The following is a 13,013-nucleotide window of genomic DNA, read 5'->3' as shown; positions in this document are numbered from 1 at the left end:
CGGGGGCCGGGACGTCGGGGGGCTGGTCGGACGCGTGGGGGACGCGGGGTCGGTGGGCGGGGCGGGGTTCGGTCGGTCGGTGCTCGGGGGCCTGGGTCACCGCGACGGACTCCTCGTGACCGGTGGACGGCGGGAACGCGCGGGGCTCCGCGCGGGAACGGGAGCCCTTCCGACCTCTCTCGGACGGTGACGGCGTCCTCACCACCCAACCAGGAGCGATCGCCTCCCGTCACCCCGATGGCCCCATCCGGTCACTCCCGCCCCCGTGGGCCGTGGGGCCGCGATGACGCGGGCACGAAAGGACCCCGCGCCCCCGGGCCCGGAGGCTCGCCCGTGTCTGCGGTCCCCCTCCGGGCCCTCACGTTCTCGGGCCCTTCCGTTCCTCGGTCGGCCTCCTGCCGGTGCGCGGTGGTCCGTCCGCCCGGTGCGGCGACGCCCCCTCTGCCCGGGAGAGTCCGGCCCTGTCCGAGAGAGCACAGTGCACGGACCCTCCCCCGCCCGACAGCAGAGAGGCCCCTCATGGCGACCCCGAGCAGACACGACCGGCTCACCCGATCCGAACGCGACCGCCCCTCCGGAGGCAAGCGCACCGGCCCCGCCCTGTCTCCCGAGGACCTCGTACCCCACCTGCTCGGGCTGGCCCGGACCCTGCGCGAGGGGGACGGGCGCACCCCGCCCGAACCCGTGCCGCACGAACGAACGCGCTGACTCCCGGCCCGGGTAACCATCCGGGCCGGGCACGGGCGAGGACGAGAGAGGGGCTCCCACCCCGTCCACCGGGTGGGAGCCGTGAGGGCGGCCGCGCGGCCGCCGGGGTGGGGCACCGGCCCCCGCCCGCCGTCCTCGGGCGGGAACCGGCGGTCTGTGGGTCAGTCGAACAACGTGCCCCCGAACTCCTCCGCCTCGGCCACCGCGTGCGCGTCGACCGGCCCGGGGCGGACGTGCCGGACGCGGTGGGCGGTGCGCGGAACCGGCCGTGGGGCGGGCACGCGCGCCGTGATCGGGGTTCGTGTGACCGTGTCCACCCGCACCGCGCCGAAGCCCCGTGCGGTGTGCTTGCCGACCCCCGCGAGTTCGAGGAGCTCCAACAGGGCGGCGAAGGTCCCGGCCTCGCCCGGACCGCCGTCGACCAGGTCCAGGCGCAGGCCCCCCTGCCAGCCCCGCACGGTGTGCCCCTCCGTGTGCGGGTGCTCGGCGAGCGCCACCTCCTCGCCGGGCAGCGCCGAACGGCGGACCCGGCCCAGCACGGCCAGGGCGTTCTCCAGCCAGGGCCCGACCAGCGCGGGCGGGGCGAACCTGGCCACCGCGCCCACGGCGCCGCTGCCCCCGACGATGCCGCCACCGGACCGGTGCACGGCCCCGAAGAGCCGCCGGGGGTCGGGCCACACGTGCGGGACGCGCTCCCCCGTGGTGTCGCGGGTGGTCGTCACCACCGGAGTGCCGGTGCGCACCTCGGCGGCGCGCACGGCGACGCTCCGGCGCCCGGGGCCGAGCAACGCGGTGTAGGGGGTGTCGAAGGTCCGGGTGACCGAGAGGAGCTCGAATCGGTGGTCGCCGACCCGGTGGACCCGGCCGACCAGTTCGCCGGGGTCGACGGGCGCAGGATCGTCGTCCAGCCAGGTGAGGGTCCACAGGTACAGGCGGTCGCCCAGCGGGGTCGGCCAACCGTTCATCACCCAGCGCTTGGCCGAGGTGTGCTCGGCCCGCGTCTGCGGCCACCAGCGGTTGAGCAGCCCGTGGCAGTCCTCGGGGCGGACGGGCCGCGCCGCGTCGGCCCGGTCCCTGAGGATCAGGGTCCACCGTCTGGGCACCGGACTCCACCCCTCCCGTGGTCGGGACGGCGCACCGGGCACCGTCCTCGGTCGTCCCACGACTACTCTCGGACAGTCCCGGCGCGCCGCGTCATCCGGGGGTGCGCTCGGGCTTCACGCGCCCTCGGCCATCTCGAGCAGACGCAGCACGGTACGCCAGTTGCGGGCGGTGACCTCCCCCGGGCAGTTCCGGGCGACCACCGCGGGCAGCCGGGCCGCGCGCACCCCGAGCTCGTGGTGGGTGAACACCTCGGTGGCGGTGACGACCATCTCCTCGCGCGGATGGGTGGCGGGGTCGATCGCGGCGAGCGCGGCGGTGTCCACGGGTTCCGAGCAGAACAGCACCATGAACGCGGAGGGGTCGCCCACCGTCAGGGTGTTGGCCGCCACGGCGGCGCGGAGCTGGTCGAGCGTGCGGGTCACCACCGGGACGTCCAGGTCGAACCGGTCGCGGAGAGCGGAGCGCACGGCGGCGCCCACCGCCCCGGGATCGCTCTCCGACGAGGTCAGCACGGCGTTACCGCTCTGGATGTAGGTGGCCACGTCCGTGTACCCGAGACCGGAGAGCAGGTCCCGCAGGTCCGCCATGGCCACCTTGCGGTGCCCGCCGACGTTGATGCCGCGCAGCAGCACGATGTGTCTGGTCATACCGGCCATGGTGTCGCGGACCGACGACAGCGGCGAGGTTGTCCGCGCGCAGGCCCGGGGACGACAATGGGTCGGACCCCGTCGGCCCCGATCTCCACCCCGGAGGGCGTATGCCCCGCCTGCACCACACCTTCACGCTCACCGCCCTGGACCGGGGGGACGTCGCCCGGACCGTGTCCTCGGCGTACGGGGTCGTGCGCGGCGCGCGTTTCGGCCCGGACGGGGCTCTGCTCCCTCCCACCGAAGAGGAGCTGCGGCGCCTGGAGCGCCGCGCCGAGGCACGGGGAATCGTGCCGGACGCCGAGGAGAGGGCCGCCTACCAGCGGGCCTTCGAGGACCCGCCGGGCCACGCCGAGGGTTCCGGGGAGGCCGTTTCCGAAGGTGACGACCGCGGCTCGGCCGAACGGGAACTGGACGCGCACGACCTGGCGGAAGAGGCCGCGTTGGGCGAGGCCCGGCTCTCCCTGCGGCTGCTGTCCGGTGAGCACCTCGCCCCCGGCAGCGCCTACCTGGTCACCGAGGTCGATGCCGAGGGGCGTCCGGTCTTCGAGACCGACGGCGACGGCTGGGTGGGCACCGACCTCACCGTCACCTCCTGGAACGAGTCGGGGCGGTGCGCGGTCGACTTCGCCATGCGCGAGGACGCCGGGGCCGCGGACGGCGCCTCGCCCCGGGGCGAGAGCACCACCACGACCGGGACGGTGGTCCACGACCACGTCCAGGAGACCCTGACCGTCGAGGCCGACCTGCGCCTGCCCGTCGAGAGCGCCATGGCGCGCTGGGGGTCGGGCCTCCTGCGGGCCCGTGTGCGGGTGCGGGTCGACCTGCCCGGTTGGTACGCGGCCGCCTCCGGAGCCGCGACCGTGCCTCCGGTGACCCTGGAGGTGGAGCACCGGCTGGTCCGGGCGAGCGGGGAGGCGGTCCCCGCGCCGGGCCCGGAGGGGGCGTGGTCGGTCTCCGGCCGTTTGGAGGTGCGCGGAGTCGGGCTGTCCCGCCCCCTCGTGGCCGCGGCCGGGTGGGCCCTGGGCCGTTCGTTGCGCCGCTCCGACGCGTGGTCCCTGGAGGCGCGTGCCGCCGCGTTCGAGGCGGGCTGGGACGGGATCGCCCGCGCGCTCCCCGAGTTCCCCGCCCTGCTCGACGAACTGGCCGCCGTCCTCGCCGACGCCCGCCCCCAGTAGGGCCGACCGATCCGGACGCCCGACCGCCCGGGCGGCCCCGAGCACGGTCCGGACGCCCGTGGGCCCGGGGTCCCTGGGCACCGGGCACCGGGCACCGGCGATCAGTCGCGATCGGCGCCCCACCCGGTGAGCGAGCGCACCCGCAGCTCCGTGAAGCGCGCGCTGTTGCGCTCCCGGGAGAGCAGGCTGCCGACGATCGCGCACGCGAAGCCGACGGGCACGGCGACCAGTGCCGGGTTCTCCATCGGGAAGACCTGGATGTCGATCCACGCGGGCAGCACCGACAGGTTCTCACCGGTGACCGGATCGGTCTTGCCGGACATCACCGGGGAGAGCAGCATCAGCACCAGCGTGGCCGACAGCCCCCCGTAGACGCCCCACTCCACGCCCCGGGTGTTGAAGCGGCGCCAGAACAGGGTGAGCACGATGACGGGCAGGTTCGCGGCGGCCGCGATCGCGAAGGCCAACCCCACCAGGAAGGCGACGTTCTGCCCCTGGGCCTGCACCGCCAGGGCGATGGCGAGGGCGCCGATCACACAGGCCGAGAACCGGGCGACCCCCACCTCCTGGGACTCGCGCGGGCGGCCCCACATGAGGACGTGTCCGAACAGGTCGTGCGCGATCGACGAGGACGAGGCGAGCGTGAGGCTGGCGATGACCGCGAGGATGGTCGCCAGCGCCACCGCCGAGATGAGCGCGAGGAGTACGGCGGCCCCCACCGGCCCCGCGGTCTGACGGCCCACCTCCTCGGCGAGCAACGGGACCGCGGAGTTCCCCGAGGGGTCCAGGGCCGTGATCCGCTCGGAGCCCACCAGGGCCGCGGCGCCGAACCCCAGGGCGAGGGTCATCAGGTAGAAGGCGCCCACCATGGCGATGGTGCGGTTGACCGAGGAGCGTGCGGCCCGGCCGTCGGGCACCGTGTAGAAGCGGATGAGGATGTGCGGCAGGGCGACGGTGCCCAGGACCAGTGCCAGTCCCAGGCTGATCAGGTCCAGCTTGTTGAAGAGGGTACGGGCCGCGTCCCCGGGGACCTCGACGCCGAACCGGAGCCCGGGTTCGAGGAAGGCCTGCCCGTGACCGCTGGCCTCGGCGGCGCCGCCGAGCAGCGCGCGCGGGTCGAAGGAGAACAGGGCCAGCACCAGGACGGTGAGCAGACCGCTGGCGGTGAGCAACACCACGGCCTTGATGATCTGGAGCCAGGTGGCCGCCTTCATGCCGCCGTACATGACGTACACGATCATCAGAACGCCCACCAGGACGATGGCTCCGGTGCGCGCCTGGCCCGCGCTCAGGCCGAGGAAGGTGCCGCCGTCGTGCAGACCCAGCAGGACCGAGACCAGGGCGCCCGCCCCGACCATCTGCGCGACCAGGTAGAACACGCACACGGTGACCGTGGACACGGTGCAGGCCAGGCGCACGCGCATCCGGCGCATGCGGAAGGCGGGCAGGTCGGCCATGGTGAAGCGGCCGGTGTTGCGTGTGAGCTGCGCCATGGGCAGGACCAGCAGCCAGGCCACCAGGAAGCCGATGGAGTACAGGAAGCCGTCGTATCCCTGGAGGGCGATCATCCCTGCGATGCCCAGGAAGGACGCCGCGGAGAGGTAGTCGCCGGTCAGGGCCAGGCCGTTCTGGGTGCTGGAGAAGCCGCGCCCTCCGGCGTAGAAGTCGACGGCGCCCTGGGTGGTACGCCGGGCCCGCACCGTGATGACCAGCGTGACCAGCACGAACAGGGCGCACAGACCGATGGTCCAGGCGTGCGCGGTCTGGATCGGGGTGTCGAGGACCGTGCTCGGAGGCACCGGGGCGAGGATCTCCATCAAAGGACCGCCCGTCCGTCGAGGGTGTCCTCGGCCCGGGCCCGGTCGCGGAGCCCCTCCGCGAGGGGGTCGATGGCACGCGCGGAGAACCGGCCGAACGCCCAGGCGAGGGCGAAGGTGAGCAGGAACTGACCGATGCCCATCACCAGGGCGACGTTGACCTGGTCGGCGACGCGCACACTCATGAAATCACGCGCGTAGGCGGAAAGGAGGAGATAGGAAAGGTAACTCAGCAGGAAGGTGCCGACCAACAGTCCGGATTGGACTGCGAATCTCCTTCGGAGTTTCACGAATGCGGGATCGACCGACAGACGTTCACAGGCGTGCGCCATATCCGCCCCGGCCCGACCCCGCGCCGATCCGCCGTGGTCGGCGGCGAGCGTTTCCCCCGGCCCGCCGCCGCGCCTTCCGGACGTACCTTCCATGTACTCGACCACGATCATCCCCCCGAACACACGACATCGCTCCCCGCGTCCGCGCGGGGCCCTGGTCTGTGGCGCCGATTCCGTTCCCCCACGGACCGGCCTTTCCCCGGCGCGCGCCCGCCTGGACGCGTCGGCCGGTTTCCCGGGCCGATCCGCCTTCGTCACCGGCACGGCCCCTCGAACCCGAGTGGAACTCACACTAACCACAGCCCGCCCGCCTTGTTCGCCACATACACAAATCGGTTGGGGCGAATGCGGGAACAGGAACGAAAAGGGGAGAACGGTTATGCGGAACGCGCACCGGGAACACGCGGACTCGGCTCCGACCCCCGGGATCACGGACCGTCACCCGAATGGACCGCCTGGTCATCCCGGGCACACGCGTCGCGGGACGGCGCGACGACCCCTCCGACTTCGCTAGGCTTCGGGGCGACCCCGACCCATCACGGAAACCGGTCTCATCACCCGTTTCCGTGTTCGTACACGTGTATGATTACAGGGTCCGCACAGTTCACGCGATACCGAAGGGAAATCCCCGCCGTGGTCACCGAGGTCTTCACGCGCAAGTACTGCGATCCCCACGCCGTCCGCGAGGAGAAGGTCGAGGCGACTGAGGTCATCCAGTTCGCCTGGGAGGGCGCCGTCCGCGAGGTCGACGCCTGCGAGGAGTGCTTCAAGGAGCACGAGACCCGCTACGAGCCCCTCGTCGACTACTCGCGTCCGGTGAAGAAGCGTCGCGCCACGACCAAGAAGGCCGCCGCCCCCACCGCCGAGAAGCCCGAGGGCTCCGACAGCGACGCGGACGGCGACGACGACAACTAGGTCGTGCGAGGTCCGGGGCCGCCCCCGGACCACTCCCTAGGTTCATCCGGCCGTTCCCGCTCGGAAACGGCCGGACCGGCCTCATCGCGTCAACCGCGAAACGGGGGTCGGCGGGCACCGGTGTGCCCGTCGGCCCCCGTTCGCGTACGTGCCGTCCGCGTGCTCCCGCGCGCGAGGCGGGGCTCCCCGGCCTCGGCGAGCCACACGCCGGCCGGGCGGGCACGGGTCACGCACCGCCCGCGTCGTCGATGCCTCCGGGGGTGACGGTCTGGTCCAGGACGAACTCCACGTAGGCCTCGGCGTCCGGCCCCAAGGGCAGCGCCTCGGGGGTCGCGTGGACGAGTTGTGTGTAGCCGAGCCAGGTGGAGAAGGCGAGCAGGGCCCGCTGCCGGGCGCGGTCGGGCGAGGCGCCCAACTCCTCGTACAGGGCCGCCACGTAGGCGATCCGTCGTTCGGTGACCCGGGAGACGGTGGCGGCCACACCGTGGCCGCGCGGCTCGCGCACGACGCCTTCGACGACTCCCACCACGCGACGCCTTCGCCGTGGAGGCCCGACCCTGCACCCGCCAGCCGGTGCGCGATGCTCCGCCGCGCCGCGCACCGGCTGGCGGACCGGGCCTGGGCCGCCCGCCGCGAGGGCGCCCCGCGGGCGTGACGACCCGCGGCCCCGGCGTGCGGGCCCCGCCTACGGCCTGCCCGCGACCAGGGCACCGTCCTTCCACACCGCCGCCACCTGGGGCACACCCGGGCGGTAGGCCAGATACAGGTGGTTGGGCGCGTCGAGCAGGGTCAGGTCGGCCCGGCCCCCCGGCGACAGGCGGCCCACGTCGTCGCGGCGCAGTGCCAGCGCCCCGCCCCGGGTCGCCGCCCACACCGCCTCGTCCGGGGTCATCCCCATGTCCCGTACGGCCACGGCGACACAGAACGCCAGACTGGACGTGAAGCACGAGCCTGGGTTGCAGTCGCTGGCCAGGGCCACCAGAGCGCCCGCGTCGATGAGGGCGCGGGCGTCCGGATAGGGCTGACGGGTGGAGAAGTCCACCCCCGGAAGCAGCGTCGCCACCGTGGGCTCGGGCCGCCGCGCCGCCTGGGCCAAGGCGTCCACGTCCTCACCGGTCAGGTACGTGCAGTGGTCCACCGAGGCGGCCCCCAGCTCCACCGCGAGCCGGACCCCCGGCCCCTCGCCCAACTGGTTGCCGTGTACGCGGGGCAGCAGCCCGCGTTCCATCCCGGCGGCGAGCACCCGGCGCGAGGCCTCCTCGTCGAAGGCGCCGCGCTCGCAGAACACGTCCACCCAGCGGGCGTGCGGCGCGCAGGCGTCCAGCATCGGCCCGGTGACCAGGTCGACGTAGGCGCCCGGATCGTCGGCGTACTCGGGAGCGACCACGTGTGCGCCCAGGAAGGTGACCTCGTCGGTGACCCGGCCGGCGACCTCCAGGGAGCGGCGCTCGTCCTCCACGGTCAGCCCGTACCCGGACTTGACCTCCAGGGTGGTGGTGCCCTGGCTGTGCGCCTCGCGGACGAAGCGGCGGGCCCCGGCCAGCAGTTCGGCGTCGGAGGCGGCGCGGGTGGCCGCGACGGTGGTGCGGATACCGCCCGCCGAGTAGGGGGTACCGCTCATCCGGGCGGCGAACTCGCGGCTGCGGTCCCCGGCGAACACGATGTGGGAGTGGCTGTCCACGAACCCCGGCAGCACGCACCGTCCGGCGGCGTCCACCCGGACGTCGGCGTCGGGAGCCTGCGCGCGCGGCCCCGCCCAGGCCACCCGGCCGTCCTCGATCACCAGGGCGGCGTCCTCGATCTCACCGAGGGGGCCCTTGCCCCGTTCGGGATCGTTGGTCACCAGGGTGCCGATGGCGTCGACGAGGACGGTGCCGGGCGTCGCGGGCTCGGTCGGGGTGTCGGGGCCGTTCGGGGTCACAGCAGCTCCTTGATGGCGGCGTCGAGTTCTCGGGCGGTGTCGGGCAGGCTCAGGTGCGCGCCGTCGCGGACGGTCCACGCGCCGTCGACCATCACGTGGCGGACGTCGGCGGCGGAGGCGGCGAAGACCACGGCGTCGGTGGCCCGCTCGGGATCGGCCCCGGACAGCCGCACGCCGTCCAGGGACACGGTGACCAGGTCGGCGCGGGCTCCGGGGGTGAGCGTTCCCGCGTCGTGCCAGCCGAGCCCCGCGTGCCCGTCGGAGGTGGCGGCGCGCAGCAGCTCCGCGCTGCCCAGCGTGCCACGGCGGTGGGTGCGCAGGCGTTCGTGCAGTTCCACCGCGCGCGCCTCCTCGAACAGGTCGAGCTGGGCGTGCTGGTCGGTGCCCAGGCTCAGGGGAACCCGGTGCGGACCGTCCGTGAGGTCGCCGGTGCGCGGCAGCCCGTCCGCGAGGTCGCGCTCGGTGGTCGGGCACAGGCACACGGCGCAGCCGCTCCCCCGGACGGTGTCGACGTCGGCGTCGGTGAGGTGGGTGGCGTGCACCAGGGTGGTGCGTTCGGTGAGGGCGCCCGCGTCGGCCAGCACCCGCACGGGGGTGGTGCCGTACGCGGCCAGGCAGGCGGCGTTCTCGGCGGGTTGCTCGGAGACGTGGACGTGCAGGGGCAGCCCGCCGGTGTCCGCGAGACGGACGACGGTCGGCAGGTCGGCGGCGGGGACGGCGCGGACCGAGTGCGCGGCCGCTCCCACGCGGGCGTGCGCGCCCCGGGGCGTGAACGCGCCGACCCGGGCGGCCCAGGCCTCGGCGGAGCCGTCGCCGAAGCGCAGCTGCGGCCCGGCCAACGGCCGGTGCGTGCCGTCCTCCGCCATCCCTCCGGACAGGTAGCACACGTCCAGGAGGGTGATGCGCACGCCCGCCTCGGCGGCGGCCGCCATCAGGGCCTCGCCCATGGCGTTGGGGTCGTCGTAGGGGCGTCCGCCGGGGCCGTGGTGCAGGTAGTGGAACTCGCCCACGCAGGCCACCCCGGCCAGGGCCATCTCGGCGTAGGCGGCGCGGGCCAGACGGTGGTAGGAGTCGGGGTCGAGGCGCTCGGCCGCGCGGTACATCACCTCGCGCCAGGTCCAGAAGGACCCGCCGTCGGTGTGGGTGCGGCCGCGCAGCGCCCGGTGGAAGGCGTGCGAGTGGGCGTTGGCCAGGCCGGGCAGGGTGAGGCCGGGCAGGCGCTCGGCGCCGCCCGGGTCAGCCCCCGTGACGACGGAGGTCAGCCGCCCGTCCTCGACGGTGAGGAGCACCCCGGCTTCGGGAGCCTCACCGCCCAGCCACGCCCACTCGCACCAGTACCGGCGCGCCCGCGCACCCGGTGTGCTCGGGCCGAGCCCCCGCGCGTTCGGCCCGAGCGGGGCCCGGGCGTGAGGGGCCGGGGCGCCCGGGACCGTCGGGGAACCCGACCCGCGCGGACTCCGTGCGCGCGGGGCGCGCGGGTGTTCCGATCGGTCGGTCACCGGCCGCCTCCGGGAACGGCGAGAAGGTCGGCCAGAACGTCCGCCAGGGCGAGGACCCCGGCGTGGGAGTCCTCGGGCCGGGCCCACTCCTGCGGCGAGTGCGAGATCCCGCTCGGGTTGCGCACGTACAGCATCGCGGTGGGCACGTGAGCGGAGAGCACCCCGGCGTCGTGCCCGGCCCCGGTGGGCAGGACCGGCACCGGACCTGCCGCCTCGGCGGCCCGGGTACCCACGATCCCGGCCAGCCGGTCCCTGAGGTCGTGCGAGAACTCCACCAGAGGGGTGGTGGACTCGGCCGTCATCGCGAGGGAGACCCCGTGGTCGTGGGCGGCCCGGTCGGCGGCCTCGCGTACACCCTCGACCACCGACTCCAGAGCGGCCCGGTCGGCGGCTCGGGCGTCCAGCCAGGCGCTGACCAGCGAGGGGATCGCGTTGGTGCCGTTGGGGGTGATCAGGCCCTTGGCCACGGTGGCCCGGGCCCCGTGCCGCTCGGCCAGGGCGCGGGCGGCCAGGATCGTGTGGGCGAACGGGAGCATGGGGTCCGCGCGGTCCTCCAGACGGGTGGTGCCCGCGTGGTCGGCCCGGCCCCGGAAGTCCATCCGCCACCGGCCGTGCGGCCAGATCGCGCTGGCCACCCCCACCGCGTGGTCGGTGTCCTCCAGCGCACGCCCCTGCTCGACGTGCAGCTCGACGAACACGTCCAGCCAGGAGAGGAGTTCGGGGTCGGGTCCGATCGCCTCGGGGTCCAACCCCGCCCCCGCCATGGCCCGCTCCCAGGTGACACCGGAGGCGTCGGTGAGGGAGCGCGCGCGTGCCGGGTCGATCTCCCCGGTGGTCAGGCGGCTGCCCAGGCAGGGCACCCCGAACCGGCCGCCCTCCTCCTCGACGAGCACGCCCAGGACCAGCGGCCGTGCGGGGATGAACCCGCGTGCGCGCAGTTCGTCGACGGCCGCCAGGGCGCTGGCCACGCCGAGGGGCCCGTCGAAGGCCCCGCCGTCGGGCACCGAGTCCAGGTGCGAGCCGGTGGCCACCGCGCCCGGGCCGGGCGTGCCCCACCAGGCCCACAGGTTGCCGTTGCGGTCGGTGCGCACGTCCAGGCCCCGGGCGGCGGCCGCCTCGGTGAACCAGGCGCGGGCGTCGGTGTCGGCGCCCGCCCAGGTGTACCGGTGGTAGCCGCCGCTGTCGGCGGAGCGGCCCACCGGAGCCAGGTCGGCCCAGAGCTGGTCGAAGCTCACTCGCCCTCCTTCATGGGGACGCGGATGCCGTGCGCCTCGGCGACCCGTTCGGCCTCCTCGTACCCGGCGTCCACGTGCCGGACGACGCCCATGGCCGGATCGTTGGTGAGCACCCTCTGGAGCTTGGCGGCGGCCAGCTCGGTGCCGTCCGCGACACTCACCTGACCGGCGTGGATGGAGCGGCCCATGCCGACCCCGCCGCCGTGGTGGATGGACACCCAGGAGGCACCGGAGGAGGTGTTGACCAGGGCGTTGAGCAGCGGCCAGTCGGCGATCGCGTCCGAACCGTCCTTCATGCCCTCGGTCTCGCGGTAGGGCGAGGCCACCGACCCGGTGTCCAGGTGGTCGCGACCGATCGCCAGCGGCGCGGTGATCTCCCCGGAGGCCACCAGTTCGTTGAAGCGCTGCCCGGCCGCGGCCCGCTCACCCTGGCCCAGCCAGCAGATCCGGGCGGGCAGACCCTGGAAGGCGACCCGCTCGCGCGCCATGCGAATCCACCGGGCCAGGTGCTCGTTGTCGGGGAACAGGTCGAGGACGGCCTCGTCGGTGCGGGCGATGTCGGCGGGGTCCCCGGACAGCGCGGCCCACCGAAACGGGCCCTTGCCCTCGCAGAACAGGGGACGGATGTAGGCGGGCACGAAGCCGGGGAAGTCGAACGCGCGGGTGAAGCCGCCCTCGCGCGCCTCGTCACGGATGGAGTTCCCGTAGTCGAAGACCTCCGAGCCCGCGTCGAGGAAGCCCACCATGGCCTCCACGTGCGCGGCCATGGACTCCCTGGCCCGGAGGGTGAACTCCTCGGGCTTGGCGGCGGCCAGCCCCTTCCAGTCCTCGAAGGCCACGCCCGCCGGAAGGTAGGCGAGCGGGTCGTGCGCCGACGTCTGGTCGGTGACGACGTCGATCGGCGCGCCCCGGGAGAGGAGTTCGGGGAAGACCTCGGCGGCGTTGCCCAGGACGCCGATGGACAGCGGTCGGCGCTCGTCGCGGGCGCGCACCGCGAGGTCCAGGGCCTCGTCGAGGTCGGCGGCGCGCACGTCGAGGTAGCGGTGCTCGATGCGGCGGTCGATCCGGCTGCCGTCGCACTCGACCACGATCGCCACACCGTCGTTCATGGTGACGGCCAGGGGCTGGGCGCCACCCATGCCCCCGAGCCCGGCGGTCAGGGTGATGGTTCCGGCGAGAGTACCCCCGAACTTCTTCGCGGCCACGGCCGCGAAGGTCTCGTAGGTGCCCTGGAGGATGCCCTGGGTGCCGATGTAGATCCACGACCCGGCGGTCATCTGCCCGTACATGGTCAGGCCCTCGGCCTCCAGGCGGCGGAACTCGGGCCAGTTGGCCCAGTCCCCCACCAGGTTGCTGTTGGCCAGCAGCACGCGCGGCGCCCACTCGTGGGTGCGCATGATGCCGACCGGGCGGCCGGACTGCACCAGCAGCGTCTCGTCGCCCTCCAGGTCGCGCAGGGAGGCGGTGATGCGGTCGAAGCTGCGCCAGTCACGCGCGGCCTTGCCGGTGCCGCCGTAGACGACCAGGTCCTCGGGGTGTTCGGCCACCTCGGGGTCGAGGTTGTTGTGGAACATGCGCAGGGCCGCCTCCTGCTGCCAGCCCTTGGCCGACAGGGTGAGGCCGCGGGCCGCGCGGACGGTGCGGGGTGTGCTCATCG

The 13,013-nt window shown here is 74.3% G+C and carries 12 protein-coding genes; 3 read left to right on the top strand and 9 right to left on the bottom strand.

The features are described 5' to 3' along the window. The first annotated feature begins 519 nt into the window (after positions 1 to 519). Complete coding sequence (locus tag ABZ635_RS14245; protein ID WP_357764132.1) at positions 520 to 708, top strand: hypothetical protein; 189 nt, start codon at positions 520 to 522, stop codon at positions 706 to 708. Between the two features lie 161 nt (positions 709 to 869). Here the strand turns inward: ABZ635_RS14245 and cas6 are convergent, their stop codons facing one another. Continuing rightward, positions 870 to 1,811 (bottom strand): CRISPR system precrRNA processing endoribonuclease RAMP protein Cas6, encoded by a 942-nt coding sequence (cas6, locus tag ABZ635_RS14240; RefSeq protein WP_357764129.1) that lies wholly within the window; start codon positions 1,809 to 1,811, stop codon positions 870 to 872. A gap of 114 nt (positions 1,812 to 1,925) precedes the next feature. Further along, on the bottom strand, positions 1,926 to 2,468 hold the full coding sequence (locus ABZ635_RS14235) for a DUF1697 domain-containing protein (protein ID WP_357764126.1): 543 nt from the start codon (positions 2,466 to 2,468) through the stop codon (positions 1,926 to 1,928). A 101-nt stretch (positions 2,469 to 2,569) separates the two neighbouring features. Here ABZ635_RS14235 and ABZ635_RS14230 point away from each other — a divergent pair, with 101 nt between their 5' ends. Next, entirely contained in the window at positions 2,570 to 3,637 is a 1,068-nt protein-coding gene (locus tag ABZ635_RS14230) for a hypothetical protein (RefSeq protein WP_357764123.1), read from the top strand. Positions 3,638 to 3,738: 101 nt separating this feature from the next. Here the strand turns inward: ABZ635_RS14230 and ABZ635_RS14225 are convergent, their stop codons facing one another. Further along, a complete protein-coding gene (locus ABZ635_RS14225) occupies positions 3,739 to 5,454 on the bottom strand; it encodes a cation acetate symporter (RefSeq protein ID WP_357764120.1) in 1,716 nt (571 codons plus the stop codon). Beyond that, on the bottom strand, positions 5,454 to 5,897 hold the full coding sequence (locus ABZ635_RS14220) for a DUF485 domain-containing protein (RefSeq protein WP_357764117.1): 444 nt from the start codon (positions 5,895 to 5,897) through the stop codon (positions 5,454 to 5,456). The genes ABZ635_RS14225 and ABZ635_RS14220 overlap by 1 nt, the downstream gene beginning before the upstream one ends. A 522-nt stretch (positions 5,898 to 6,419) precedes the next feature. On the opposite strand from ABZ635_RS14220, the gene ABZ635_RS14215 reads away from it, so the two are divergent. Then, positions 6,420 to 6,701 (top strand): hypothetical protein, encoded by a 282-nt coding sequence (locus ABZ635_RS14215; protein WP_357764114.1) that lies wholly within the window; start codon positions 6,420 to 6,422, stop codon positions 6,699 to 6,701. Positions 6,702 to 6,927: 226 nt separating this feature from the next. Here ABZ635_RS14215 and ABZ635_RS14210 read toward each other — a convergent pair whose 3' ends face one another. From ABZ635_RS14210 to hutU, 5 genes are all read right to left on the bottom strand, one after another. After that, positions 6,928 to 7,227 carry a hypothetical protein gene (locus ABZ635_RS14210; RefSeq protein ID WP_357764111.1) on the bottom strand — a complete coding sequence of 100 codons (300 nt, stop codon included), beginning with the start codon at positions 7,225 to 7,227 and terminating at the stop codon, positions 6,928 to 6,930. Positions 7,228 to 7,386: 159 nt separating this feature from the next. Further along, positions 7,387 to 8,622 (bottom strand): imidazolonepropionase, encoded by a 1,236-nt coding sequence (hutI, locus tag ABZ635_RS14205; RefSeq protein WP_357764108.1) that lies wholly within the window; start codon positions 8,620 to 8,622, stop codon positions 7,387 to 7,389. Further along, a complete protein-coding gene (locus tag ABZ635_RS14200; RefSeq protein WP_357764105.1) occupies positions 8,619 to 10,121 on the bottom strand; it encodes a formimidoylglutamate deiminase in 1,503 nt (500 codons plus the stop codon). The genes hutI and ABZ635_RS14200 overlap by 4 nt, the downstream gene beginning before the upstream one ends. Next, the gene (locus ABZ635_RS14195) at positions 10,118 to 11,356 is read right to left on the bottom strand and encodes an allantoate amidohydrolase (RefSeq protein WP_357764102.1); all 1,239 of its coding nucleotides are present in this window, start codon (positions 11,354 to 11,356) and stop codon (positions 10,118 to 10,120) included. Before ABZ635_RS14195 ends, ABZ635_RS14200 begins: the two co-directional genes overlap by 4 nt. Next, the gene (gene hutU / locus ABZ635_RS14190) at positions 11,353 to 13,011 is read right to left on the bottom strand and encodes a urocanate hydratase (RefSeq protein ID WP_357764099.1); all 1,659 of its coding nucleotides are present in this window, start codon (positions 13,009 to 13,011) and stop codon (positions 11,353 to 11,355) included. Before hutU ends, ABZ635_RS14195 begins: the two co-directional genes overlap by 4 nt. Positions 13,012 to 13,013 lie beyond the last annotated feature (2 nt).

Origin of the sequence: Nocardiopsis sp. NPDC007018, assembly GCF_040635075.1 — a bacterium.
In the GTDB taxonomy this organism is placed as follows: Bacteria; Actinomycetota; Actinomycetes; order Streptosporangiales; family Streptosporangiaceae; genus Nocardiopsis.
This window is presented reverse-complemented; position numbering and strand designations above follow the sequence as displayed.